Source organism: Mesobacterium hydrothermale, from assembly GCF_035818635.1.
Taxonomy (GTDB): domain Bacteria; phylum Pseudomonadota; class Alphaproteobacteria; order Rhodobacterales; family Rhodobacteraceae; genus Mesobacterium_A; species Mesobacterium_A hydrothermale.
Map to the genome: position 1 here is coordinate 15,642 of NZ_JAYLLH010000021.1, position 26,336 is coordinate 41,977.

Sequence of the window (26,336 nt, forward strand, 5' to 3'; positions counted from 1 at the left end):
CGCGGGTCCGGCGGATGTCTATAACGCACGACAATTTGCCGCCCGCGACGACTCCACCCGTTTGACAAGAGGTCTGCCATGCCCAAGAGAACCGATATCAAGTCCATCATGATCATCGGCGCCGGGCCCATCGTCATCGGGCAGGCTTGCGAGTTCGACTATTCCGGGGCACAGGCCTGCAAGGCGCTGCGCGAAGAAGGCTACCGGGTGATCCTGGTCAACTCTAACCCGGCGACGATCATGACCGATCCGGAACTGGCCGACGCCACATATATCGAGCCGATAACCCCCGAAGTCGTCGCCAAGATCATCGAGCAGGAACGCCCCGACGCGCTGTTGCCGACGATGGGCGGACAGACTGGCCTGAACACATCGCTGGCACTGGAAGAGATGGGCGTGCTGGAAAAATTCGGGGTCGAGATGATCGGCGCCAAGCGCGACGCCATCGAGATGGCCGAAGACCGCAAGCTGTTCCGCGAAGCGATGGACCGCATCGGTCTGGAAAACCCAAAGGCAACAATCGTTACCGCTCCGAAGACCGCCAAGGGCAAGTTCGACCTGGAAGCCGGGGTGCAGATCGCGTTGGACGCGCTTGAAGAGATTGGCCTGCCCGCGATCATCCGCCCTGCCTTTACCCTGGGCGGCACCGGCGGCGGCGTGGCCTATAACCGCGAGGACTATATCCATTTCTGCCGCTCGGGCATGGATGCGTCGCCGGTGGGTCAGATCCTTGTGGATGAAAGCCTGCTGGGCTGGAAGGAATACGAGATGGAGGTCGTCCGCGACAAGGCGGACAATGCGATCATCGTCTGTTCCATCGAAAACGTCGACCCGATGGGCGTGCACACCGGCGATTCCATCACCGTGGCCCCGGCGCTGACCCTGACCGACAAGGAATACCAGATCATGCGGAACGGCAGCATCGCCGTGCTGCGCGAGATCGGGGTGGAAACCGGCGGGTCCAATGTGCAATGGGCGGTCAACCCGGAAACCGGCCGCATGGTCGTGATCGAGATGAACCCGCGGGTGTCGCGGTCGTCGGCGCTGGCGTCCAAGGCCACCGGTTTCCCGATTGCCAAGATCGCGGCGAAACTGGCCGTGGGCTATACGCTGGACGAGCTGGACAACGACATCACCAAGGTGACCCCGGCATCGTTCGAGCCCACCATCGACTATGTCGTCACCAAGATCCCGAAATTCGCGTTCGAGAAATTCCCGGGCGCGGAACCTTATCTTACCACCGCGATGAAATCGGTGGGCGAGGCGATGTCGATTGGCCGCACGATCCATGAATCGATGCAAAAGGCATTGGCGTCGATGGAATCCGGCCTGACCGGGTTCGACGAGGTCGAGATCCCCGGCGCACCCGAGAAGTCTGCGATCATCAAGGCGCTGTCGGTGGCCACCCCTGACCGTCTGCGTACCATCGCGCAAGCGATGCGCCATGGCCTGACCAACGATGAAATCATCGGCGTGACCGCGTTTGACCCGTGGTTCCTGGCCCGCATCCGCGAAATTGTCGAGGCCGAGGAAGAGGTTCGCAAGACCGGCCTGCCGATGACCGAACAGGGCCTGCGCAAGCTGAAGATGCTGGGCTTTACCGATGCCCGCCTGGCCAAGCTGTCGGGCCGGGACGAAGCCAACGTGCGCCGCGCCCGCCACAACCTTGGCGTCACAGCCGTGTTCAAACGGATCGACACCTGCGCCGCCGAGTTCGAGGCGCAGACCCCCTACATGTATTCCACCTACGAAGAGCCGATGATGGGCGAGGTGGAATGCGAGGCGCGGCCATCGGGCAAGAAAAAGGTGGTGATCCTGGGCGGCGGTCCGAACCGGATCGGCCAGGGGATCGAGTTCGACTATTGCTGCTGCCACGCCTGTTTTGCGCTGAGCGACGTCGGCTATGAAACCATCATGGTCAACTGCAACCCGGAAACCGTGTCGACCGATTATGACACGTCGGACCGGCTGTATTTCGAACCGCTGACCTTCGAACACGTGATGGAAATCCTGCGGGTCGAGCAGCAGAACGGTACGCTGCACGGCGTGATCGTGCAGTTCGGGGGCCAGACCCCGCTGAAGCTTGCCAATGACTTGGAAGAGGAAGGCATTCCGATTCTTGGCACCACGCCGGATGCCATCGACCTTGCCGAGGACCGCGAGCGGTTCCAGGCGCTGGTCAACCAGCATGGCCTGAAGCAGCCCAAGAACGGCATTGCCGCAACCGACGCACAGGCGCTCGAAATCGCCGAGGAAATCGGCTTTCCGCTGGTGATCCGACCGTCTTACGTTCTGGGCGGCCGTGCGATGGAAATCGTGCGCGACATGGATCAGCTGCGCCGCTACATCCGCGACGCGGTCGTGGTGTCGGGGGACAGCCCCGTACTGCTCGACAGCTATCTTTCCGGCGCGACCGAGCTTGACGTAGACGCGCTGTGCGATGGCGAGGCCGTGCACGTCGCCGGTATCATGCAGCATATCGAAGAGGCGGGCGTGCATTCGGGCGACAGCGCCTGTTCGCTGCCGCCCTATTCGCTGTCTGACGAAATCATCGCGCAGATCAAGGACCAGACCGTGGCACTTGCGCTGGCGCTGAACGTCGTCGGCCTGATGAACGTGCAGTTCGCGATCAAGGATGGCGAGATCTACCTGATCGAGGTCAACCCGCGCGCGTCCCGCACCGTGCCCTTTGTCGCAAAGGCCACCGACAGCGCCATCGCGTCGATCGCGGCGCGGGTCATGGCGGGCGAAAAGCTTTCGGCCTTCCCGATGCGCGCGCCCTACCCTGCCGATGCCGACTACGACACGGTTTTGCCGCTGGCCGATCCGATGACGCTGGCCGATCCGAACATGCCGTGGTTCTCGGTGAAGGAAGCGGTTTTGCCCTTTGCCCGTTTCCCCGGCGTGGACACGATCCTTGGCCCGGAAATGCGCTCGACCGGTGAAGTCATGGGCTGGGACCGCAGCTTCCCGCGCGCCTTCCTCAAGGCGCAGCTGGGCGCGGGGACCCACCTGCCGCATGACGGCGCGGTGTTCATCTCGATCAAGGATGCGGACAAGACCGCGATGATGGTCGAGGCCGCCAGCGTTCTGTCCGGCATCGGCTTCAAGATCGTCGCCACCGGCGGAACCGCCGCCTTCCTGGAAGCAAATGGCATCCCCTGCGATGTGGTCAAGAAGGTCTACGAAGGCCGCCCCAATGTGGTCGACCTGATGAAGGACGGGGGCGTGCAACTGGTTCTGAACACCACCGAAGGCGCCGCCGCGGTAGAGGATTCCCGCGAAATCCGGTCTGTCGCGCTTTATGACAAGATCCCCTACTTCACCACCGCGGCCGGCGCCCACGCCGCGGCATTGGCCATCAAGGCCCGGGAAGAAGGTGAACTGGTGGTGAAATCGTTGCAGGCGTAAGTTCCGGACAGGGAGCGTTCGAACCTGCGCGCGCTCCCTTTTCGTACCAGACGGGCCCGAGTGCGGCGTCTGGCAGCACGGCTGGCTTTGTGTTGAAGCATCGTCAGGTTTGTTACTCCACATCCCCTGCCCCCTCTGCTAAACCCCCTCTCAAATCCCGTCTGAGAGGCGCAGTACCATGACCACCCCAAAGCCCGTTGTCCTGACCATTCTAGACGGTTGGGGCCTTTCCGACGACACCACGGCCAACGCGCCCTACCTGGCGAAGACGCCGACGATGGACCGGCTGATGGCGACCTGTCCCCATGCGACGCTGATCACCTTCGGGCCGGACGTCGGCCTGCCCACCGGGCAGATGGGCAATTCCGAGGTCGGGCATACGAATATCGGTGCAGGTCGCGTGGTGGCGATGGACCTGGGCCAAATCGACCTTGCGATCGAGGATGGCAGTTTCTTTGACAACGCCGCGATTCTGGACTTTGCCGCCACGGTGAAGGCTGCGGGCGGGCGGGCACACCTGATGGGGCTGACCTCCGACGGCGGGGTGCATGCGCATTCCGATCACATTCTGGCGGCGGCAAAGATGCTGACCGACCAGGGGCTTGAGGTTCTTGTGCATGTCATCACCGACGGGCGCGACGTGCCGCCCACATCGGCGTTTCAGCAGGTCACTGCCTTTGGTCTTGCGCTGCCCGAAGGGGCGCGGATCGTGTCGGTCTGCGGGCGGTATTTCGCGATGGACCGCGACAATCGCTGGGAACGGGTGGAAAAGGCCTATCGCGCCATGGTCGAAGCCAAGGCCGAGGCGTTCGACGACCCGGTCGAAACCATCGCCACCTGCTATGACCTGAACCAGACCGATGAATTCATCGACCCCTATGTCGTCACCGGCTATGACGGGATGCGGGCGGGTGACGGGCTATTTTTCATGAACTTCCGGGCGGATCGCGCGCGCGAACTCCTGGCCGCCATCGGCGCGCCTGACTTCGACGGGTTCGCCCGTGACAAGGTCGCGCTGTCGGCAATGCTGGGAATGGTGGAATATTCCGATGCCCATAACTCCTACATGACCACCGCCTATCCAAAGCGAGAGATCGTGAACACGCTGGGCCATTGGGTGGCGATTCATGGCAAAAGCCAGTTTCGGCTGGCCGAGACCGAGAAATACCCGCACGTCACCTTTTTCCTGAACGGCGGGCAAGAGGTGCCAGAAGCGCACGAAGACCGGTTCATGCCGAAATCGCCCAAGGTCGCGACCTATGACTTGCAACCGGAAATGTCCTCGGTCGAAGTGACCGAAAAATTCCTTGAGGCCATTGCCAAGGGGTATGACCTGATCGTCACCAACTTTGCCAACCCCGATATGGTCGGCCACACCGGTGACCTGAGTGCAGCGATCAAGGCTTGCGAGGCCGTGGATCATGGTCTGGGACAGGTCGTCGAGGCGCTGGAAAAGGTGGGCGGCGCGATGATTGTAACAGCCGATCACGGCAATTGCGAAACCATGGTCGACCCGGAAACCGGCGGGCCGCATACCGCGCACACCACCAACCTTGTGCCGGTGATCCTGTTCGGCGGGCCCGAAGGCGTCAGCCTGCGCGACGGGCGACTGGCCGATCTGGCGCCCACTGTGCTGGAATTGATGGACCTGCCCAAACCCGATGAAATGACCGGCGAAAGCCTGATCGTCCGATGATCCGGGCAGCGCTGCTTTCGCTTTGTCTTGCGGGGTCTGCGGCTGCGCAGGATGCCGGGGCCACAGCGCGCGCGGCGGCGGCCGACCTGGAGGCCGCGGCGATTCAGCTGGACGCGGCAGAAGATGCGCGCGACCGCGTGGCAGCGCTGACCCAGACGGTGCAGGCCTTCGAATCCGGGTTGGCGGCGATGCGCGACGGGCTGCGCAATGTCACGATCCGGGAACTGGAACTGAGCCGCAAGCTGCACGCCCAGGAGGCCGAGGTGGCGCAATTGCTGGGCGCGCTGCAATCCATCGGCACCAGCGCGGACACCGAAACGCTGATCCACCCTGCGGGCGCTTTGGCCAGCGCACGGGCGGGGATGCTGGTTGCGTCCCTGACCCCGGCGCTGACAGCCAGGACCGAGGCGCTGAAGGCGGACCTGACCGAGGTCAGCACGCTGCGCCACTTGCAGCAGGACGCGGTGGACAGATTGGCCAAGGGCCTGCAAGGGGTGCAGCAGGCGCGCACCGAACTCAGCCAGGCGATGGCCGACCGCACCGACCTGCCGCGCCGCTTTACCGCCGATCCGGTGCGCACGGCGCTGTTGATCGCGGCCACCGAAACGCTGGAAGGATTCGCAAGCGGACTGAGCGAGCTGTCCGATACGCCGATCAGCCCCAACGATGCGTCAATCGAATCGCGCAAGGGCCGTCTGACGCTGCCGGTCCAAGGTCAGATCCTGCGCCGCGCGGGCGAAGCGGACGCTGCGGGCGTGGAACGCCCCGGCATCGTCGTGGCCACGCGACCGCAGGCGCTTGTGACTACGCCCACGGCAGCGACGATCCGGTATCGGGGTCCGCTGCTTGACTACGGGCTGGTCGCGATTCTGGAACCGCAGCCCGACATGTTGATCGTTTTGGCCGGGCTCGACACCGTATTCGGCGAGATCGGCGAGGTCCTGCCGGAAGGCAGCCCCGTCGGTCTGATGGGGGGGGAGCCCCCCAACTTGCAAGCGGCGGTGTCACAGTCTGGTGAAAGGGCTGGAACTGCGCGCCCGGAAACGCTCTATATAGAGGTCAGACAGGGCGATGGGCCCGTTGATCCGATGGATTGGTTCACCACCGACAAGGGATAACAGTATGAAGAAGTTCGTGATGGCCGCGCTTGGCGGCACACTGGCCGGTGTTGTGGCCACCACGCAGTTCGTGGGCCCGTTGCTGGCACAGGAAAACGAACGCAGCAGCAGCGTCTATGAACAGCTTGACCTGTTCGGCGACATCTTTGAGCGCATCCGTGCGCAATATGTCGAGGAAGTCGACCCCAAGGACCTTGTCGAAGCGGCGATCGACGGGATGCTGACATCGCTCGATCCGCATTCCAGCTATCTTTCGCCGGACGATGCCGCCGCGATGCGGGTACAAACCCGTGGCGAATTCGGCGGGCTGGGGATCGAAGTCACGCAGGAAGACGGTTTCGTCAAGGTCGTGTCGCCGATGGATGGCACCCCGGCCTACGAGGCCGGGATCGAGTCGGGCGATTTCATCACCCATGTGAACGGCGAATCCCTGCTGGGCCTGACGTTGGACGAAGCGGTTGACCTGATGCGCGGCCCGGTCGGGTCGGAAATCCTGATCACCGTGGTCCGCGAAGGCGAAGAAGAGCCGTTCGACGTGTCGATCATCCGCGACAAGATCAAGCTGACCGCAGCCCGGTCGCGGCTGGAAAATGACACTGTTGTGCTGCGCCTGACCACGTTCAATGACCAGACCTATCCGCAAATGGCCGAAGGCCTGGCCAAACAGATCGAAGAAGCCGGCGGAATGGACAATGTCAACGGCATCGTGCTGGACCTTCGCAACAACCCTGGCGGGTTGCTGAGCCAGGCGATCAAGGTGTCCGATGCCTTCCTTGAAAAGGGCGAGATCGTTTCGACCCGTGGCCGCAACCCCGAAGACGGTGATCGTTACAACGCCGAACCGGGCGACCTGGCCGAAGGTAAGCCGCTGGTGGTACTGATCAACGGTGGCTCGGCCTCGGCCTCGGAGATCGTTGCCGGTGCCTTGCAGGATCACCGCCGCGCGATTGTCGTCGGTACAAAGAGCTTTGGCAAAGGGTCTGTGCAGACGGTGATGCCGCTGCGGGGCGATGGTGCAATGCGCCTGACCACCGCGCGCTACTACACCCCGTCGGGCCGGTCGATCCAGAACCTGGGCGTGTCGCCCGACATCGTCGTGCAACAGCCGCGCCGCGCGCCCGACACCGGCGAGGAAGATACCACGCCCAAGCTGCGGTCCGAGGCGGATCTGCGTGGATCGCTGCGGAATGACTCGCTCAGCGAAGACGAGATTCGCCAGATCGAAGCCGACCGCGCCAAAGCCGAAGAGGCCGCCAAGCTGCGCGAAGAGGATTACCAGTTGGCCTATGCCATCGATATCCTGCGCGGACTGTCGGCGCTGGTGCCTGACAGCAAGTGACAATGACAAAGGCCGGGCCAGCGCCCGGCCTTTTCCTTTGCCCCACGCACGGCCTTGGGAGTCCGCGATTCACCCGGGCAGACACCCATCGCATCGCGGAACCCGGTGTTCGGCTGTCGCGTCCCCGTCCTGAACCACACCCAGCACTGCAAGCCGTGGCCCTGCGTCATTCGCACGGCGGTGCCCCCGCGCAGCGCGCGGGGACCGTTCGATTTTGGACGGTTGGACCGTGGAATCGTACGCTTCGGGGTGCAACACGGTACCAAGGCAGAACTGCGCCAGTCGCTGCCGCTGATCGCCCGACAGACACAGCATCTGCGACAGCGTCCCGCGGTTCGTATCGACGCGGCAGAACCCGCTTCAGTCCGGGGAAAGCTTAACGCGTACCCAGGTTGCGCGCCGATTCTTTCAGTGACTCGTACTGACCCGACGGGCGGAAGCGCCACAGATATTCCGGCAGCACCGCGTCCATCGACACCGGCTGAATACCCAGCTCGGCAAAGCCGTGGGCGCCATCGGAGACCACATTGTCCAGTTTCAGGTTCTTCACCTGGTCGCGGGTCAGCATCTTGTTTTCGATCAAGCCAAGCGTGATACCCTGCACCATGTCAAAGCCAAAGGCCATGATCCGGGCGACCCAGAACGGCAGGTTCAACACAAGGCGCCGGCGCCGGATGACGTGCAGCATGTCGGCCATCAGGTCGCGGAACGTGGCAACCTCTGGCCCGCCAAGTTCATAGACACCCGCGTTGGCCTTGCCCAAGGCACCAGCCACCGCAGCCTGCGCCACATCATCCACATAAACCGGCTGGAACTTTGTTCCCGCGCCCACCACAGGCAGCACCAGACCAAAGCGGGACATCGATGCGAAGCGATTGAAGAACTCGTCTTCAGGCCCGAAAACCACCGACGGACGCAGGATCACGGCACCGGGGAACGCGCCCAACACCGCAGCTTCGCCCGCTGCCTTGCTGCGGGCATAGTCGCTGGCAGCCTTTGCATCGGCGCCAATGGCAGAGATGTGAACCAGTCGGCCAACGCCCTGTTCCGCCGCAATCCGAGCGACGCGCCCCGCGCCTTCGGCCTGGACGGCGTCAAAGCTGTTCTTGCCCACGGCGTTCAGAATGCCGACACAGTTCACCACCGCGTCCGCCCCGCGCAGCGCGGCGCGCACGCTGGCGTCATCGCGAATGTTGCACTGAACGGGCTCTACCTGCCCGACAACGCCATAGGGGCGCACAAACAGCGCCTCGTTCGGACGGCGCACGGCAACGCGTACGCGCCACCCTTCGCGGGCCATCCGGCGGGCAATGTAGCGGCCAACAAAACCCGATCCACCGAAGATCGTGACAAGCTTGGACATCCGATTGTCTCCATCTGTATACAATGGATGAATAGCCATGCCGGGGCTCCGGAACAAGGCATGGATTGCCGCGCAAGATTTCTGTGAACTTTCTGCGAAATGCCCGTTGACAGTCCCAGCGCCCAAGTTTACATCGCGCTCCATCACCTGTGCCCAGGTGGCGGAATTGGTAGACGCGCTAGCTTCAGGTGCTAGTTTCTGTACGGAAGTGGAGGTTCGAGTCCTCTCCTGGGCACCAAAAACCCCCCAAACAAAATTTTGATTTTTATAGGTTTTTTGAAAACCTGTAGGTTTTGGCCATGAACTGTCGCGCTGTGCGTGACATTTTCAATTGCAAACCCTGACGTTTGTACGCACCCCGCGACACCGGCACCTCAACACCGTCTTCGAGCACGCCAGGCAGCCAATTCGTCGGTATGGGTTTGCGATGATTCTGCTTCCGCCCAAGTCGTTTCTCGGACTTTTTTGATCCGGGGGAAACCGCCGCACCGCCGTCATGGAAAAATCGCCGCGCACAGGGATCAAAGCCCCTGTGCGCGCCTTGTGATTCCAGTTCTGCAGATGCCGCTATGACCCCGTCAGATTGCCCATTCGAAGCCAGTCAACAAACCAGAGCCTTCCAATGCGAACAGCGCCGCGTCCTCATAGATGTGGAGGGTTTCGGCATCCAAGGACGTATCTTCCATGACGCGAAGGTCGACGCCCGTGTTGGTCAGGTTCTGATACCGCAGCGACGCCGGATCTTCCCCGTTGTAGGATGCCAGGCCTGCCAGCATATTCGGCGCGCTGCCGAAGCTCTGCGTGAACTGGAACGTGTCGAAATCCTCGTCCACGGCATCGTCTAGCATCCGAGCCTCGAACGGGTTGCCGTTCCAGCTGCCATTTCCGCCTTCGATGGCGAACCAGCCAACGGTTTCAACCGCATGTCCACCACCGTTCAGGGCCTCTTCCTCCTGAAGCGCGATGTTCATGCCGGTCCCAGTGATGTTGTCCTGACGCGTCACGACATAGTCCGCGCCGTTGTTCGTCTGGACCTGGCTCATCACCACCGGAGCGCTATCGAAAGCCGCGCCGAAGGTCAGACTTTCAAAGCCTGCGCTGGTCAGGAGGGCGGTGTCCATTTCGCCCGCGGCCAGGCGGGTGCCGTCTTCCAGCATCCAGGTCCCGGCTTCGATTGCCATCCATGAGAAGGTTTCGGCGATGTGCGTGCCGTCTTCGTTGTTGGGTTCCTGGATGTAGGCGGTGAAGGCGTTCGATGTGACGTCAGTAATCCGCACGATCGCGGGTTGCGAACCGACCTGAGACGCAGGCAACGCAAAGATCACCGGGTTGATGAAGTCATGCCCAAGGCTGATCGTGCCCGAAGCGTCGTTCAGCGTGGCCTGACCGATTGCGGCAATCACCGGGGCAAAGGCGCTGCCCTCGATCCTGCCGTCGCCTGTCAGCGCAATGAAGTCAACGATTTCGGTCGTGTGCGAAAGCTCTGGATCGAACGAGGTTTCTTCTTCCGCCGCGACGGTAAAGTCGGTTGCGGTGACGCTCTTGGTACGCGCGCTGGTCGGATCTTGGCCGAAAAGCGTGGACAACTGTGTCAGAACCGTTGGCGCACTGGCGAAGCTTTGGCTGAACGTTTCCGTATGGTTGGCGTTGCTGACAACCCGTCCGGTGTTTCCGACATCGAACAGCTCATCCTGAACGGCGCTGTCACCCGATTCCCAGGCTAGCCAGCCAATCCGTTCCGACGCGTGTGGCGTTGCCAGCAGGTTTTCTTCTTCCTGCATCGTCAGTTCAAAGCCAGTGGTGCTGGCGTTGGTCTGGCGCGTGGTCACCCAATCTGTGCCGTTTAGTGTCTGAACCTGGCTAAGGATCGCCGGAGTCGTGTCGAACTGACCGCGGCCAAAGCTGACCTGCTCAACGCCCTGCGGGCTGAGCTTGCTGCTTTCCAGCATACCGGCTTCGAACACGGTGCCATCCGACAACTGCCAGCGCCCGGCCTCGACCACCATCCACGACACCGTTTCAGGGGTATGCGACGAGGGCGTATTCGACGGCTCCTGCAAGCGCAGTTCAAAGTAGTCCCCCTCGACGGCAGAGATGCGGACGGCGACAGGTTCAGCCTCGTTTTCCGTCATCACACTTGCCAGAACCACCGGGTTGAGGAAATCATTTTCCAGATTGACGATCGTGGTCAGGTGTCTTGCGGAAACCGTGCCATATTCGGCAATAACCGGTTGTGACTTGCGTGCCGACAGCAGCCCACTTCCGGCAAGTGCGAGGAAATCAACATCTTCTGGTGTGTGGTTAATCTCAGCATCGGCCGAGGTTTCCTCTTGCGCAAACACGTCAAAACCAGTCCCGGTAACATTGTCCGCCCGTGCATAGGTTGGGTCGGCCCCGTCATAGCGCGACAGCGAGGTGAGAAGCTCAGGCGCCTCGGCAAACGGATCAGCAAAACTGCTCGTTACGCCAACGTGGTTCACGGTATCACCGGTTGCACCACTTTGGTATTGACGACCGTTCCAGGTGCCGCTGGCGCGTTCCATCGCCATCCAGCCAATGCTTTCCACACCATGAGACCCGGCGATCAGCGCCTGCTCTTCCTGCATGGTGATCTGCACACCATCATCATTGGCATCGCGCTGGCGGGTTATCACCCAATCGCTATCGTTGTCGGTCTGCACCTGGCTCAGCACGGCCGGGGTCTGGTTAAACATGCCCTCGGTAAAAAGCACGTCTTCAAAACCAGCCGTGCTCATCAGGTCACTGTCATAATTGCCGACCTCGATCCGGGTGCCGTCCTCCAGTTCCCATTGACCGGCTTCGATGGCGAGCCAAGACACCTCTTCGAAAGCGTGAATACCATTGTCAGAATTGGGTTCCTGCAGCGCGATCGAGAACTGGTTGTTCTGGATATCGCTGATCCGGACGATAACCGGTGCAGCACCTGAGGTGCTCGTCGTCTTGGCAAAAACGACCGGGTCCATGAATGTCCGGTCAAGCGATACGAGAGTCTCCAGATGCGACACCTGAACCGAGCCGGATTGCGCAATATCGTAGCTGAAGAAATCTTCACTCACCTGGTCACGGTTGATGCCCTGCAGCTCGATCATGGTACCGCCAAGTGAAATCAGCGCATTCCCATTGCGTTCTCCAACAGACGGCATGGCACCGAAATAGTCGATGTGAATCTTGTCGCGACCGACTTCGAAATCGGTGATCACATCATCGCCGCCGCTGCTCAGGTTATAGACAAACCGATCCGCGCCGCTGCCGCCGGTGAACGTATCGTCACCGCCGCGGCCTTCCAGGTCGTTGTCACCCGCGTCACCAACAATTGTATCGGAATACTCGGTGCCGATGATGTGCTCGAAATTTAGCAACTGAGCGATATCCTGATACAATTGATGTTCTTGTGCGGCCATGTCGATCCGCATTGCGGCTTCCGCCCGGCTGACGTCGAAAGTATCGACATCTGCGCCGCCATCGACATCGCCAATGTAAAAACCGTCAACCGCATAGATGGTGTCATTCCCTGCATCGCCCGCAGTCAGGTATACTGTGGAAACGCCAACTGCGGCGATGTGATCGTCACCTTCCCCCCCGCGCACGGTTTCGACATCAGAAGATATCTTTCTGATGTCATCGTCAAAGTCCGTCGCAATAAGAACATCAATGTTTTCAATTGTATCGGTCCCGTCTGGGCCCTCCACCTCCCCATCCCCCGGCACGGAGTATTCATCGAGCGTGACAGTGATCGGGCCGGTAGAGCCCGAGTAGTCAACCACGTTCACCTCACCTGCCCCGGCACCACCGTCCAGCCAGTCGTCACCCAGCCCGCCGATCAGCGTGTCATTACCGCCGTTACCGCGGATCGTATCGTTGAAGTCGGTGCCGGTCAGATGTTCGTCGTCGCCGTCGCCGATCAGGCTGATTTCGTCGGCCGGATCCGTGAACCCGGTCACGGTAAGCGCACCAAGATCGACCGTGGCCAGCGCATCGGCAAAAAGTTCGACCGCGTATTTGATATTCAGTCGTGCCCCACCGACGATTTCTGTGAAACCGGCGTTGAAGAACTGGTTGACATTGAACTGTGCGATCAGCCGATCAGTATAGGCACTGACTGTCGAAGACTGTTGCAGTTCGAACAACTCGAAGTCGGTCAGGCTGACAGGTCGGAAATCGCGCGGCACGCCTCTGTAAAAGTATCCGTCGGCCAGCAGCAGTGTATCGACATCCGCCCCGCCATCAAAAACGTCACCGGCGTTCAGCACGCTGGTCGTGGGTCCGACATCGATCGTATCGTTGCCAGCACCGCCGCGAACCGTATCCACACCGGTACCGGCCAAGGAGTCGCTGAGAATATCGCCACTGAGGAGATCGTCGCCCTGACCGCCTTCGATCGAGTTGCTGCGCCAATCGCCTCGCAGCGTGTCGTTGTGATCCGAACCGATAATGTCCTCGATGTTTCGGATGGTATCCCAATTGCTGCCGCTACTGCCGATGCGGGCGGTAAGAGAGTATAGGCTATTGAGATCGATGCTGTCTGCCGCGTCGGAAAAGTCGACAACATCGCGCAAGCCGCTCCCACCGTCGATATTTGCCCCACCAAAGCCGCCAAAGATGGTGTCATCGCCATCGCCACCGTTCAAGGAGTCTGCGCCGCCGTTGCCCCGGATCAGGTCATTGTTGTCACCGCCATCGATCACGTCGATCCCGGCATGACCGAACAGCGTATCATCCCCGCCCAGGCCATTCAGTTCGACGATTTCGACTTCGGACAGTTCGATCCTGAAATTGCCCAGGTTGAACCGTCGCAGGGTCAGGCCGCCGGTTTCATCGAAACCGACATTGTCGCCGTTCACCGCATCAAGGTTGGCGCGCAGGGTATCGTTGTTGTCGCCGCCGACAAACGTGTCCCAACCATCACCGTTGTTCCAGATCGCTAGATCGTTCCCAGCACCACCAAGAATCGTATCGCTGGAAGATCCGCCAAGCAGGGTGTCGTGGCCACCCCCACCACTGATCGAGTCGCTTCCAATGCCGCCATCAATGCTGTCGCGACCGGAATGGCCAATGACTGTGTCATTCCCGCCAAGAGCATTGATCTCGACCACCTCTACATCGGTCAGCGCAATCTGGAACGTGCCGCTGTTGTTGCGCTGGAAAATCAGGCCCGAGGTTTCATCGAACGAAACGTCATCCCCGAACCCGTCGGTCAGGGTCGCACGCAACGTATCTTCCTGAGTGCCACCGTCGAACGAATCCGATCCGTCGCCATTGGTCCAGATGGCAAGGTCGTCACCCGCGTCGCCAACCAGGCTGTCAACGCCCCTGCCGCCAATCAGCGTGTCGTTACCTGCGCCGCCAATCAGGGTATCGTTGCCACCAAAACCCATCAGAGAGTCGTGATCTGCACCTCCATCAATTCGATCCCGCAGCGAATGACCCCGAAGCGTATCATCACCGCCAAGCCCATTGAGTTCGATGTTTTCCACGCCAAGCAGAGTCAGCTGGAGCGGAGCAAGATTGCTGCGCTCAATCACCTTTCCAACGGTTTCGCTGACTGAAACGTTGTCGCCAGACCCGTCCGCAAGATTCGCACGAAAGGTATCGGTGTCTGCCCCACCGTCGATGGTTTCCGTGCCGTCGCCATCGCTCCAGATCAGCAGATCGTTGCCGCCCTCGCCACGCATCGTGTCGATGCCAAGGCCACCAGTGATCGTATCGTCACCCCCCCGACCTTCCAGAAGGTTGTCTTCGCCGTCGCCGGTGATCGAATCGGCAAGCGTCGTGCCGATCACGTTTTCGATTTCGTTTATGGAACCGATCAAGTACCCCCCGAGCAAATTGCGAACTTGCCCAGAAGCAAAGTCGATCGCCATACCGAAGTAAGCGAAACCACTTGCGTCGAACGTATCGGTTTCGGCGCCGCCATCGACCTCTCCGATTGCGTCGCTACCACCGAAAACGGCAATCGTGTCATTGCCTTCGTCACCTGCAGAGCGCGTCCCCACGCCGCCTGCGACGCTCATGAGTTGGATCAGGTCATCACCAAGCCCCGCCGACACCGTCGCTGGAAAATTGCCGTGCAGGAAGGTGTCGGAATTGCTGCTGCCCCAAACCACATTGAAACCATTAATGGAATCCGAGCCGTCAGCGCCTGAGACGGTGCCGTCCCAAAGGTCGACGTTCACGGGACCGATCGCGTTGGCATAGCTCAGCGTGTTTAAGCCAAACCCGCCAATCAACGTGTCGTCGCCAAGACCACCTTCGATCAGGTCATCGTCGGCCCCGCCGTCAATATAATCGTCAAGGCTGCTGCCGGTCAGCTGGTCGTTGCCGCCAAGACCATACAGCTGGAAGAATTCAATCTGGGTCGTCTGAAGGGTGAACAAGCTACCGTTGAACCGCTCCACATCCATGCCGGACCCGTTGGATTGAAGCGACACAACGTCGTCACCGCCGTTGTTCAGGTTTACCCGCAAAGTGTCGTCGTTCAGGCCGCCATTGATCGCGTCGTCGCCGTCACCATCATTCCAGATGATCAGGTCCTCGCCGGAACCACCAAAGATCGCATCAGCGCCGCCGCCGCCCGAGATGGTGTCGTTGCCTCCATCTCCATCGATGACGTTGGCCAAGCCATTGCCGGTGATGGAATCGCCAAGCTGTGTACCGGCGACATCTTCGAAGTTCAGCAGCGACGACACCTGTGGCCCGCCAGCGCCCAGCACTTCGTGCTCGCCACCAGCAAGGTCAAGTCGCATACCATAGGCTGTCTGCGCGCGGGCATCGAACAGGTCGTGGTTGTCGCCCCCGTCAACGTCGCCGACGAAGTAACCGTTGACCGCAAGAATCGTATCGTTGCCCGAGCCGCCCTCCGACAGGGTTTGACCCGCCAACCCGATGGCAAACATCGTGTCGGCACCGATACCTGCGTGGATCGTGGAACCGGTTTCGCTGGTGAACGTATCGTCGTGATCACTGCCAAGAACCACTTCGAAGTCCGAAATCGAATCGGTCCCGTCTGCACCCGTCGCCACACCGGACTGAAGGTTGACAGTCACCGCACCGCTGGCGTTCACATAACTGACGGTGTCTTGGCCGTCCGTGCCACCGTCAAGGGTGTCGTCGCCCAAACCGCCTTCGATGAGATCATTCCCGCCATTGCCCAGGATGCTGTCGCGGTCGACAGAACCGATGATCGTTTCGAAAATGGTACCCCCGATGACAGAGACGTAGTCGTTCTCCAATCCCCAGTCATTGAAGCCATAGCCCGACATATCAAGCGAGGAGACGGCATTATCCATCACGATTTCCAGCACGTCCTGCGTGCGCCCGGCCCCGTTCGCCCCGTCGATCAACAATGTCGATGACAACTCAGTTGAAGAGTCGGTTTCCTGGACGCTCAGGCTCAGTTTCAAGACAGACCCAGCGGCCAGCCCGGAATAGTAGTCGAACTCGATCTCTTCGATCGATCCCAGCTGCACGCGGGTCGAGCTCATATCCGTGGTATTCGAAACAAGGATCTTGTCGTCACCTGCGCCGCCACGCAACGTATCAAAGGCGGAACCAGACCCGGCCACGACAAACGTGTCGTTGCCGTCGTTGCCCTCGATCGAATCCTGGATCGAAGAGCCGGTAAAGGTTTCGGCGCTTCCGTCCCCGATGATATAAATGTAGTCGTCGCTGCCCGAAGTATCGAAGCCAGAAATCGCAACGCCACTCAGGTCCACCGTCGTCGCAGTGTCCATATAGAGCTGCAGGATATAGTCCAGCGTGGTGTGGCCATAGCCAAAGATCTCGCTAAAGCCAGACCCCGTCCACTGGTTGACGTTCATCTGCGCGATCAGGTCACCAGACGCGGGCGTTCCGTTCTCCCGGAACACGATCTGTTCCAAAGACGTCAGGGTGACGTTCCGGAAATCCTTGGTGTGAGGCGCAGAGCCGTTCACCCACAGGGTATCGACGCCCGATCCGCCGTCATAGATTTCACCTGCAACGATGTGATCTGAGGAGTTGCCGGGGCGCAGCGTGTCGTTGCCGATGCCGCCGCGCAGCGTGTCCTGCCCGCCGTCCCCGACAAGGCTGTCGTTGCCATTCGCCCCGTCGATGGAGCTGTCGAGGTCGCCACCATAGACGGTGTCGTTGTTGCTAGAGCCAAGGAAGTCTTCAAAATTGCTGATCGAGTCGCCGGTCGCATCACCGCCGCCGGCGGTGTTGTTTTCAAGATTGACAACCACGCCGGCAATTGAGTTTTCATAGCTCAGAACATCATGGGTGCCGCCGCCGCCATTCAGCGAATCCGACCCTGTACCGCCTTCGATCGTGTCGTTGCCGTTGGCACCAAGGATCGTGTCATTGCCCGATCCACCGGACAGGATGTCGGCATAGGTCGATCCGCTCGGGTCGGCTTGTGTGTTGCCATAGATCCGGTCAGCGCCGCCGCCGCCGTTGATCGTGTCGGTGGACAAGCCGCCCTCGATGGTGTCGCGGACGCTGGAACCGATGATCTCTTCGTAGCCGCCTGAACCGTAGATGCGGAACCCATCGTTGATCCCGCTCAAGCCGCTGATCGTCAGCCCGGACAGGTCGATATCCTGACCCGAACTCAGGAAGATCTCGGTGATGAACGCACCGGTGTGGGTTTCGGCGGTGACGTTGTCGAACGCCCACTGAGAACCGGTAAACTGGGCCGACACAACCGCGGTGCCGGTGTACTGCGTGTCATAATACAGCCGCTCCAGCCCGCTGACCGTTGTGTTGCGGAAATTGAACGTGCCGCTGCCACTCGGGAAAATCTGCAACACGTCATAGTTGGCGCCGCCGTCATAAATCTCTCCGGATACGACGTCGTTGCTGCCGGAATTGTAGATTTGCAGCCAGTCATTCCCGGCCTCGCCACGCAACGTATCCCGACCTTCGTCACCTTCCAGCGTGTCGCCGCCGGTCCCGCCGTAAAGCTCGTCGTCGCCGGTTCCGGCGTTCAAACGGTCGCCGCCGTCCGACCCGATCAACAGGTCATCCCCGGCATTGCCGTTCAGAGTGTTGTTGTTTTCGTTCCCGATCAGGATGTCGCCAAGGCTGCTGCCGGTGCCGACCTCGATATTGGTTTGGTGCGCCGCAGTGGCATACAGATCCGCAACGATGTAATATCCGCCAATATCGGCGACGCCGAAGTTGTTGAATACGCGGCTGCCGAACCCGCCGGCGTGCCAGTCATCCAGCAACAGATCGTTGCGCAACTCGCTGGCCGTGGCCAAAGGCAACAGCGTGTTGAAATAGGTCGAGCTGTTCAAAGTGTTGATGATCGACGTCACATGCGCGGGATCGCTGCTCTGATTCAGCGTAGCGTTGTTCAGGTTGATCAGGGCATGCTTGCTGCCGGAATACTTGATCTCGTCCGTGCCGCCGGTGTCATGGATGGCATAGAACGCCCGACCGATCGACACCGTACCATTGCTGCCGTCACGGTCCAGTGCTGTGGCCCCCGGATCGGTCAGGGTGTAGGTGGTGTTGGTGGAATTGTGCCCCGACGATCCGTAAAGATAGAAGAACCCGGCAAAATCCAGCACCATCGGTGTGACGGCAAGGCCAAAGGCGCTGCTGTTGTTGTTGATCTCCAGGCCCGCGCGTTCATAGGACATGATCGTGTAACGATCATTGTCCAGAACGTTTTCCCCTGCACCTGTGTTGTTGTCCGTTGTCCAGGTCCCGGTACCGTTGCCGCCATCATGCGGATGGCCAAAGCCAAGCGCGTGCATGATCTCGTGCATCGTGGTGTGCAACCGGTTCGAGCCACCGCCCACTTCGGGATCCGTCGACATGGCAAGTTCATTGCCGCTCGTGCCATTGGAATTTTCCAGCGTACCCAGATGCACGAAGGTTTCGAAGATCTCGCTCGCGGTCTGGGTTGCCTTGGGGTTGTTGCCGGGAAATTCGCCTCGGCCGAAAGCGTCGTAGTCGCTGAACGCCATCAGCTTGATGTCGGTCGCATTATCGGTGAACCCGGACGATTCCGAGAAAAGCAGACCAGAGATGTCTTCGTACAGGTTGAACGCATAGCGGATGTCAGCGCGCAGTTCGACGAGGTTGTTGCCGTCACCGGTGCCGCTTTCAAGGTTCTGGTGTGTTGCAGAAGATCCCTTGTTCGTAAACGACACGCCATTCGCGGTGAAGTGGGTCCATTCAGCGGCGCTGCCATCAGACATTGCCCAGGTCAGACTGGGTGTCGAGGATTCATCCCACTTGTTCGGGCCCACGATGCCAGCAATCAGGGTATTTCCCGGCGACGGGTTGGCCTGTGTGGCAGAGTCTCCGTAGATGTCCGAACCGCCGTCGGAAGCGCCCGAATAGCAGTAATAGCAGCAACAGCCGGCAATTTCGTCCAGCGGCTGTGACTCGGCGGAATCGCCCACTGCGGCCATCAATGCCTGCGCGCTGGCCACCTGTTGTTCTTCCAGAACCGCTGCCGATGCGGTTTCGGAAAAGCTGATGTGCCAGACTTCCGGGCTGTCAGCCTGGGCGTAGGCGGCCGCGTGTGTCGTGACCTGCGCGGAAAGGGCCGCCACGGCATCGCCGGATTGGTGCGTATCCTGGACCTGCTGCAGCGATGTGGCGTTGGCTGCGGCGCGCAAGGGCTGCGCCATGTCCGCCTGACCATCATCGACGGTATCCACGTCTTTCTGAACCGCCACTGTCTGCGGAACCGATGGCTTGGCAGGTGCCGGGTCTGCCGCCGCATCTTCGGTTTCGGATTCGGTTTCGGATTTGGTTTCGGCTTGATCGCCTTGCTCACCCTGATCGGTTTGCGCTTTGGCAGCGTCCGCCTGCTCTGCGCTGCCTTCGCCGGTTTCTTCGTCTTCCGATGGCAGAACTGCCATCTCGTCTTCCGGGTCTTCGACTGCAACGAACTTGGTCGGAAAAGCAGAAAGTTCGGTCGGCAGGAACGGAACGGGCAGAATCAGAAAGCGGAATTGTCTCTTTCTCGGGATGTCATTCGGCAAGACGTAAACTCCAGAAACGTGAAAGGCGTGGGTAGAAATGTGGAAATGGTATGCGAAACTCGGCATCATTGATACCCCAGAATAAGGCGCTGTGGATATTTGCGGGTTTTCCAAAGCAACCGCGGTAAGAGTTGGGCAGCGAACAAGCAGCGGCTGGTGGCTTTCAACTTATGCGTGCTGTTAATTCTCCAAACACCCCAATAGGTGAATGCCCGGGAATCATGCACCCGGCCCTCACCCCGTTTGCAACCGTTCACGCTTGACGCACCGTGACTGTCGTGCGCCTGTCGCATCAACGCCCCCACGGTCAGAGAGCGTCACGTGCCGCACACCCAAGCCTTTCCTGCCACACGCGCGTCGCACCGATGACCGCCCGGCTTGTGCCATATGTCCCCGCGATCGGTCTGGGGATCACACAGATCGTCGGATATGGCGCGTTGATGTATGCCTATGCAGTGCTGCTTCCGCACATGGCGGACGATCTGTCGATGTCGCTTTCGACGGTGTTTGGCATCCTGTCTCTGGGCCTGTTTTTCGGCGGGCTGCTGTCGCCGATATCGGGCACATTGGTCGACCGCTATAGCGGGCGCTGGGTGATGACGCTGGGGTCTGTCGCGGCAGCGGCCGCGCTGATGCTGCTATCGCAGGTCACCGGGCCAAAGGGGCTGTTCGCAGCGATCCTGTTTGCCGAAGGCGCAGGGATGTTCGTACTTTACAACGTCGCGTTCGCGTCCCTGACGCGGTTGGACAGCGACGTGCCCGCCCCGCGCGCGATTTCCATTGTCACGCTCTTCGGTGGCGTCGCATCGACGATCTTCTGGCCGCTGACACTGACGCTGGACGGCTGGCTGGGCTGGCGCGACAGTTGGCTGGTGCTGGGCGCGATGGTGCTGCTGATCTGCGTGCCGATCCATTTTCTGGTTCTGCGCGGCCCGGCCCAGGACATCGGAGTGGGGCGCACCGGAAAAAGCAATGACTGGCCCGAGCTGACCGGCAAAGCCCGACGACAGGGCATGCTTTGGATGATGGTATCGTTTATCTGGTCCGGCTATGTCCCCGGCGCCATCATGGCGCTGTGGGTGACCAACGTTCAGGACCTGGGCCACACCGCCGCCGCGGCAGCCTTTGCCGGGGCGGTGATCGGGCCTTTCAAGACCGTCGGCCGATTTTTCGAGATGCTGGTCAGCCGCAACATGTACCCGATGGTGACCTATGTTCTCAGCCTTGGGCTGATGGGTTCGGGGCTGGTGGTCATCCTGACCTTTGGGTTCAGCTTTGCAGGCATGGTGACCGCTGCGGCGCTTTATGGCATGGGCGACGGGATCAAGACGATCGCACGCGGCACACTGCCGCTGGCCCTGTTCGGGGCCAAAGGCTATGGCACGCGTCTGGGCTGGATCGCCTTCGTGTCGATGGCGGTCAATGCCTCTGCGCCCTTTGCTTTCGCCTGGGCGACGCAGGTATTTGGTGGCTGGTGGTCCTTTGCCGCGATGTTGGCCTGCCTGTGCGCGGCAGTGCTGACCTATCTGCTGATCCCCGACCCCCGCAAAGCGGGTGTCTGAGAATCTTCCCCTCTGCGGTTTTTTTCGGCGTAACCCCACAATAAACAAGCCATTTCTGTGTGATGCGTAGATCCGAAACCGGTTTTGGAATACCAATTGGGGGAAAGCCGGCTAAAAGGGTCACGCGAAAAATGACCAAGAAACTGAAAGATCAGGTCCGAGCGATCCTGTACCGGGTCTATCCCAGTCTGGACTGCGATGCCCTGACAGACGCGGTGATCGACGCATTCTGGCCCTGGGGAACCGCCCCGCGCAAACGTCAGCGCCAACCCAGCAACAACCTGTGGTCCCAGCGTGACGCGGTGCTGATCACCTATGGCAATTCGCTGCTGGACGGGGTGCACAAGCCGCTGGACCTGCTGCACGATTTCCTGCTGCGACGGCTGAAGGGCGTGGTCAACGGCGTCCATATCCTGCCATTCTTTCCCTACACCTCTGACGATGGGTTTGCCGTCACCGATTTCCGCAAGGTCGATCCCGCGTTGGGGGACTGGCCCGATATCGAACGGATCGGCAACGATTTTCACCTGATGTCCGATCTCGTCCTGAACCACGTGTCCAGCCAGGGCACGTGGTTCAACGCATACAGACAAGGGCAGGAACCGTACGACAAGTTCTTTTTCGAAGCCTCGCCCGACGATGACCTGTCCGCCGTGGTGCGTCCGCGCACCACACCGCTGCTGCAAGAGGTCGAGACCAGCATGGGCAAGCGCCATGTCTGGTGCACCTTCAGCCATGACCAGATCGACCTGGACTACTCGAACCCTGACGTACTTCTGGAAATGCTGCGCATCGTGCGCCTGCACGTCGACAAGGGTGTTCGGATCATCCGTCTGGATGCGGTGGCTTTCCTGTGGAAAGAGGTCGGCACGCCGTCGATCCACATGCCGCAGACCCATGCCATCATCCAGTTGATGCGCCTGCTGGCGGATTTCGCGCACGAAACGGTAATATTGCTGACCGAAACCAACGTGCCCAAGGCCGAAAACCTCAGCTACTTCGGCCAGTCGAACGAAGCGCATTCTATCTATAATTTCCCGCTGCCGCCGCTGATCCTGCATGCGATGCTGTCGGGGTCGTCGCGCTATTTGCGGACCTGGCAGGCTGCGATGCCACCCGCACCGCCGGGCTGCGCCTATCTGAATTTTTCAGCCAGCCATGACGGTATCGGGATGCGCCCGGCCGAAGGCCTGCTGCCCGATAGCGAAATCGTGCGGATGATCAACACCGTGCAATCGCAGGGCGGCTTGGTGTCGATGCGATCGCTGCCCGATGGCGGCCAGTCTGTCTATGAACTGAATTGCGGGTTCTTTCCGGCTATGGCCCGCACCTTTGGTGGAGAAACCGACCTGCATGTCGAACGGTTCATCGCATCGCAAACAATCGTGATGTCCCTGGAAGGTGTGCCAGCGTTCTACATCCATTCGATGCTGGCCACGCCCAACGATCACGACGGCGTCGAACGGCGCGGCATGAACCGGGCGATCAACCGGCACCGTTGGGACTATTCCGATCTGACCAGGCTGCTGGACGATCCTTCAACCCAGCACGCCCGGGTGCTGGGCGCGCTGTCGGACCGGTTGCGGGTGCGTGCGAAACAACCCGCGTTCCACCCCAACGCTACGCAGTTCACACTGCCGCTTGAGGAACGTGTCTTCGGCATCTGGCGGCAATCACATGACAGGCGGCAATCCATCTTTGCCCTGCACAATGTCAGCCCCGACAGCGTCGAGGTTCCTTGCGAGACCCTGAACCTGATCGCTGACGAAAACTGGACGGACCTGTTGAGCGGCGACATCATCGCCAGCGCAGGCACGATCCAGATGCACCCGTATCAGTGCCGCTGGGTGACGAATCTGCCCCACGAAGCCTAGCTGACAAAGGGTTTCGCGGCGAATTCGGCCGCGTCCTGCGATACGGCCGAACGGAGGTCTGAAAAGACAGTCGGATCGGCGGCGTGAACACGGTTCCAGTTCGGGATGAACGGGCTTTCGTGCGGGTTTTCCAGAAAGGTCTGACCCGCGTTCATGATGTTCTCGGCAAACATCTCGATCGTGCGCTCTTCGGCATGGCGATCCAGAATCAGGCCATTCATTGTTGCGTCGTTGGCATAAACCTCCAACAGGTCCAGCGCCCGGCGATAGTAGGTTGCCTTGAGCGTGCGGAAGGTGTTCGGCGTGAACACCGTTCCCTCGGCCGCCATCTTGCGGAAGAGCGCCTTGCAGATATCGGTCGACATCCGGTTGAGCCCGGTCCTGGCATCCTCTTGGCTGACTTGCTGGTGTTTGTGGTCATAGACGTCCGCGACTTCGACCTGGCACACTTGGTGCCGGCCAAGGTTGCGCCATGCCTCTGACAAGACTCCGATTTCCAGACCCCAATCCGACGGCATGCGCAGATCCGGCAGCATGGTGGTGCGCAGCGCCACCTCGCCCGACAATGGGTAACGGAAGCTGCGCAGGTAATCGAGATAGTCGTGGTCCCCCACCACTTTCTTCAACGCGATCAACAGCGGGCTGACCAGCAGACGCGACACCCGCCCGTTCAGTTTTCCTTCGCCGATGCGGGCATAGAAGCCCTTGGACAGTTGGTAGGAAAAGCTGGGGTTGGCCACCGGATACAACAGCCGCGCCAGCATTTCGCGATCATAGGTCAGGATATCGCAATCGTGCAGCGCCATGACCGAGGTGTCGGCGCACGCGATCAGATAACCGATCGCGGTCCAGACGTTCTTGCCCTTGCCCAGTTCATGCGGTCCAAGGCCCAGTGCCTCCAGCTTGGCATCCAGGGCCTGCATCCGCGGGGAGTCGTTCCAGATGACGACGTGATCCTGCGGCAGAACCGAAAAGAAATCCTGCGCCATGCGAAACTGGTCTTCGCTCGCACGGTCCAACCCGATGATGATACGGTGCAGATAGCGGACCTTCGACAGTTCTTTCAATATGTTCCGCAGCGCCGGACCTTCCAGCTCGGAATAGAGCGCGGGCAAGAGCAGGCTGATCTTTCGCGTCTGGGCATAGCTTTCAAGTTCGTATTCCAGCTCTTCCAGCGGACGACAGCGCAAGTTGTGAAACTGGGCGATATTGCCGTTCTGATGAAAGTCGGTCATGCGTGCCTGTCCTTTTGTTCATTCCGGGGCCGCGACCCTGGATACAGCATCCAGAACCGCGATATTCCAGCCTTCGGGGCCGGGGGCGTCGGTGCGCAAAATCCGCCCATCTGCCTCGCCACTCAGCGGGGGCAGTGGCGGGGCATGGTCGTTGCGAACGATGATCCCAAGATCGGCGCTCTCCAGCATTTCCCGATCATTGGGCGCGTCGCCCAGCGCGATGGTCACCGTTGCCGCCAGTTCCGTGGCGATGTCTTGCATCGCATCTGCCTTGGTCCGTCCAAACGAGAGTGTCAGGAACCGCCCGCCCCACCGGGCGGCAATCCCGTGCGCAGCAAGGGCCGCGACGAACGCGCGTTCCTGATCGTCGGTGCCGGTCCAAAGGCCCGGTTCGGAATGGCAACGCTGGCGGGCAAGCGTTGCCGCCCGCGCCGGAAGGCCGGTGATCTGCGAGAGCTCTGATGCGTCCATGTCGCCGAAGCCGCGAAATGGCTCGGACACACTGCGCGGTATGCTGTTCAGAACGGCCCTGATCCGGCGATATGCGGCATCGCTGTCGCCATCCTTTGCGCCGGGACGAAAAACGCCTGCGCCGTTTTCGACGATTGCCGGGGTCGCGCCAAGGCCCAGTTCCGTGTGCAACGGCGCGACCTCTGCCGCTGTCTTGCTGGTTGTCAGGATCAGCGGAATGCGCTGCACCCGCAGGGCGTTCAACGCCGGTGCAGCAGCAGCATAAGAGTACGTGTCGTGGTCCAGCAATGTTCCATCGAGATCGGTAAACACCACAATGGTCATTCGGCAGCCCCGTCTGTCAGGGTTGCCCGGGGCCGGTTCGGGCTACGGTTATGGTGGCTGGTGTTTATCATCCCCGCGTCCATTGTGTTCCGGCAAACCGGCAAGGGCAAGGTTCCGACGCCCGTTCCGACCGTTTCGCACAGCATAAGGTGAAAGCCTGTGCAGTTCGCGGCTCCTGAGAATCGGCCATCAGCGCTGCGGGAACGCCGCACCCACAATACAACGCCCACTGGGCACGACAGGAACAATGGCCCTCCGCGCGAGGCGTCGTTAACCTTTTGAAGACAATCAAACCCCCGAAACGCCAGATTTTGCCTTATTTCAGCCCGACTTGCCGCATTTTCGTCAAGTTTCGCCAAGTTGTGTTAACGGTTTCGTATGCGGGTCATCGGGCCCGATGGGTTTTGCAACGCGCTGGAGTAATTTTAATGGCTGCGACACTTGGAAACGACACGCTGGTCGGCACGCCTGTGGGTGATGTGATCGAAGCGTTGGAAGGCAACGACGTGGTCAACGGGCTGGAGGGCAACGACACCCTGGATGGCCAGGCGGGTGATGACACCGTCAGCGGTGACTTGGGCGACGACTGGATCAAAGGCGAAGAAGGCCGTGACCTTCTGCTGGGCGGCGAAGGCGATGACACGCTCGAAGGCGGCCTGGACGACGACACCATGGATGGCGAAGCCGGCAATGACCTGATGCTGGGCGGCGAAGGCGACGACTGGATGAAAGGTGAAGACGGCAAGGACACCATGGATGGTGAAGCCGGAAATGACACCATCGAAGGCGGCCTCGACGACGACTGGATGAAGGGTGAGGACGGCAAGGATCTTCTGCTGGGCGGCGAAGGCAATGACACGCTTGAAGGCGGCCTGGACGACGACACCATGGATGGCGAAGCCGGCAATGACCTGATGCTGGGCGGCGAAGGCGACGACTG

11 protein-coding genes and 1 tRNA gene are annotated in these 26,336 nt (G+C 60.5%); 8 read left to right on the top strand and 4 right to left on the bottom strand.

Annotated features, from left to right (window positions below; all coding sequences use genetic code 11):
* Nucleotides 1–78: 78 nt before the first annotated feature.
* The 4 genes from carB to VK792_RS14115 all read left to right on the top strand — a co-directional run bounded on the left by carB (nt 79) and on the right by VK792_RS14115 (nt 7,564).
* Nucleotides 79–3,411 (top strand): carbamoyl-phosphate synthase large subunit, encoded by a 3,333-nt coding sequence (carB, locus tag VK792_RS14100; RefSeq protein ID WP_326298207.1) that lies wholly within the window; start codon nt 79–81, stop codon nt 3,409–3,411.
* 178 nt (nt 3,412–3,589) lie between these two features.
* Nucleotides 3,590–5,107, top strand: coding sequence for a 2,3-bisphosphoglycerate-independent phosphoglycerate mutase (gpmI, locus tag VK792_RS14105; RefSeq protein ID WP_326298208.1), 1,518 nt, complete (start codon nt 3,590–3,592; stop codon nt 5,105–5,107).
* Nucleotides 5,104–6,225, top strand: a complete 1,122-nt coding sequence (locus tag VK792_RS14110) for a murein hydrolase activator EnvC family protein (protein ID WP_326298209.1) — start codon at nt 5,104–5,106, stop codon at nt 6,223–6,225. The genes gpmI and VK792_RS14110 overlap by 4 nt, the downstream gene beginning before the upstream one ends.
* 4 nt (nt 6,226–6,229) lie before the next feature.
* Nucleotides 6,230–7,564: a S41 family peptidase gene (locus VK792_RS14115; protein WP_326298210.1), complete on the top strand. Its 1,335-nt coding sequence runs from the start codon at nt 6,230–6,232 to the stop codon at nt 7,562–7,564.
* 376 nt (nt 7,565–7,940) lie between these two features.
* Here VK792_RS14115 and VK792_RS14120 read toward each other — a convergent pair whose 3' ends face one another.
* Nucleotides 7,941–8,927, bottom strand: a complete 987-nt coding sequence (locus tag VK792_RS14120) for a complex I NDUFA9 subunit family protein (RefSeq protein ID WP_326298212.1) — start codon at nt 8,925–8,927, stop codon at nt 7,941–7,943.
* 151 nt (nt 8,928–9,078) lie between these two features.
* Between VK792_RS14120 and VK792_RS14125 the strand changes: the two genes are divergently transcribed.
* Nucleotides 9,079–9,165: transfer RNA gene (locus tag VK792_RS14125), tRNA-Leu, on the top strand.
* Between the two features lie 340 nt (nt 9,166–9,505).
* Here the strand turns inward: VK792_RS14125 and VK792_RS14130 are convergent.
* The gene (locus VK792_RS14130) at nt 9,506–19,807 is read right to left on the bottom strand and encodes a hypothetical protein (protein ID WP_326298213.1); all 10,302 of its coding nucleotides are present in this window, start codon (nt 19,805–19,807) and stop codon (nt 9,506–9,508) included.
* 488 nt (nt 19,808–20,295) lie between these two features.
* On the opposite strand from VK792_RS14130, the gene VK792_RS14135 reads away from it, so the two are divergent.
* Together VK792_RS14135 and VK792_RS14140 are read left to right on the top strand one after the other, a co-directional pair.
* Complete coding sequence (locus VK792_RS14135; protein ID WP_326298215.1) at nt 20,296–21,492, top strand: MFS transporter; 1,197 nt, start codon at nt 20,296–20,298, stop codon at nt 21,490–21,492.
* 131 nt (nt 21,493–21,623) lie between these two features.
* Nucleotides 21,624–23,366 carry a sugar phosphorylase gene (locus tag VK792_RS14140; protein ID WP_326298216.1) on the top strand — a complete coding sequence of 581 codons (1,743 nt, stop codon included), beginning with the start codon at nt 21,624–21,626 and terminating at the stop codon, nt 23,364–23,366.
* On the opposite strand, the gene VK792_RS14145 is transcribed toward VK792_RS14140, so the two are convergent.
* Nucleotides 23,363–24,601, bottom strand: coding sequence for a glycosyltransferase family protein (locus VK792_RS14145; RefSeq protein ID WP_326298218.1), 1,239 nt, complete (start codon nt 24,599–24,601; stop codon nt 23,363–23,365). The two genes, VK792_RS14140 and VK792_RS14145, sit on opposite strands and share 4 nt — an antisense overlap.
* A gap of 18 nt (nt 24,602–24,619) precedes the next feature.
* Nucleotides 24,620–25,396, bottom strand: a complete 777-nt coding sequence (locus tag VK792_RS14150) for an HAD-IIB family hydrolase (RefSeq protein WP_326298219.1) — start codon at nt 25,394–25,396, stop codon at nt 24,620–24,622.
* A 428-nt stretch (nt 25,397–25,824) separates the two neighbouring features.
* On the opposite strand from VK792_RS14150, the gene VK792_RS14155 reads away from it, so the two are divergent.
* Nucleotides 25,825–26,336 (top strand): calcium-binding protein (locus VK792_RS14155; protein ID WP_326298221.1); only part of this gene is annotated, 512 nt, incomplete at its 3' end.

What these genes read in the sequence shown, in the direction of transcription:
- carB (WP_326298207.1), top strand. Translation starts at nt 79, where the DNA reads ATGCCCAAGAGAACCGATATCAAGTCCATCATGATCATCGGCGCCGGG.
- gpmI (WP_326298208.1), top strand. Translation starts at nt 3,590, where the DNA reads ATGACCACCCCAAAGCCCGTTGTCCTGACCATTCTAGACGGTTGGGGC.
- VK792_RS14110 (WP_326298209.1), top strand. Translation starts at nt 5,104, where the DNA reads ATGATCCGGGCAGCGCTGCTTTCGCTTTGTCTTGCGGGGTCTGCGGCT.
- VK792_RS14115 (WP_326298210.1), top strand. Translation starts at nt 6,230, where the DNA reads ATGAAGAAGTTCGTGATGGCCGCGCTTGGCGGCACACTGGCCGGTGTT.
- VK792_RS14120 (WP_326298212.1), bottom strand. Translation starts at nt 8,927, where the DNA reads ATGTCCAAGCTTGTCACGATCTTCGGTGGATCGGGTTTTGTTGGCCGC.
- VK792_RS14130 (WP_326298213.1), bottom strand. Translation starts at nt 19,807, where the DNA reads ATGGCAGTTCTGCCATCGGAAGACGAAGAAACCGGCGAAGGCAGCGCA.
- VK792_RS14135 (WP_326298215.1), top strand. Translation starts at nt 20,296, where the DNA reads ATGACCGCCCGGCTTGTGCCATATGTCCCCGCGATCGGTCTGGGGATC.
- VK792_RS14140 (WP_326298216.1), top strand. Translation starts at nt 21,624, where the DNA reads ATGACCAAGAAACTGAAAGATCAGGTCCGAGCGATCCTGTACCGGGTC.
- VK792_RS14145 (WP_326298218.1), bottom strand. Translation starts at nt 24,601, where the DNA reads ATGACCGACTTTCATCAGAACGGCAATATCGCCCAGTTTCACAACTTG.
- VK792_RS14150 (WP_326298219.1), bottom strand. Translation starts at nt 25,396, where the DNA reads ATGACCATTGTGGTGTTTACCGATCTCGATGGAACATTGCTGGACCAC.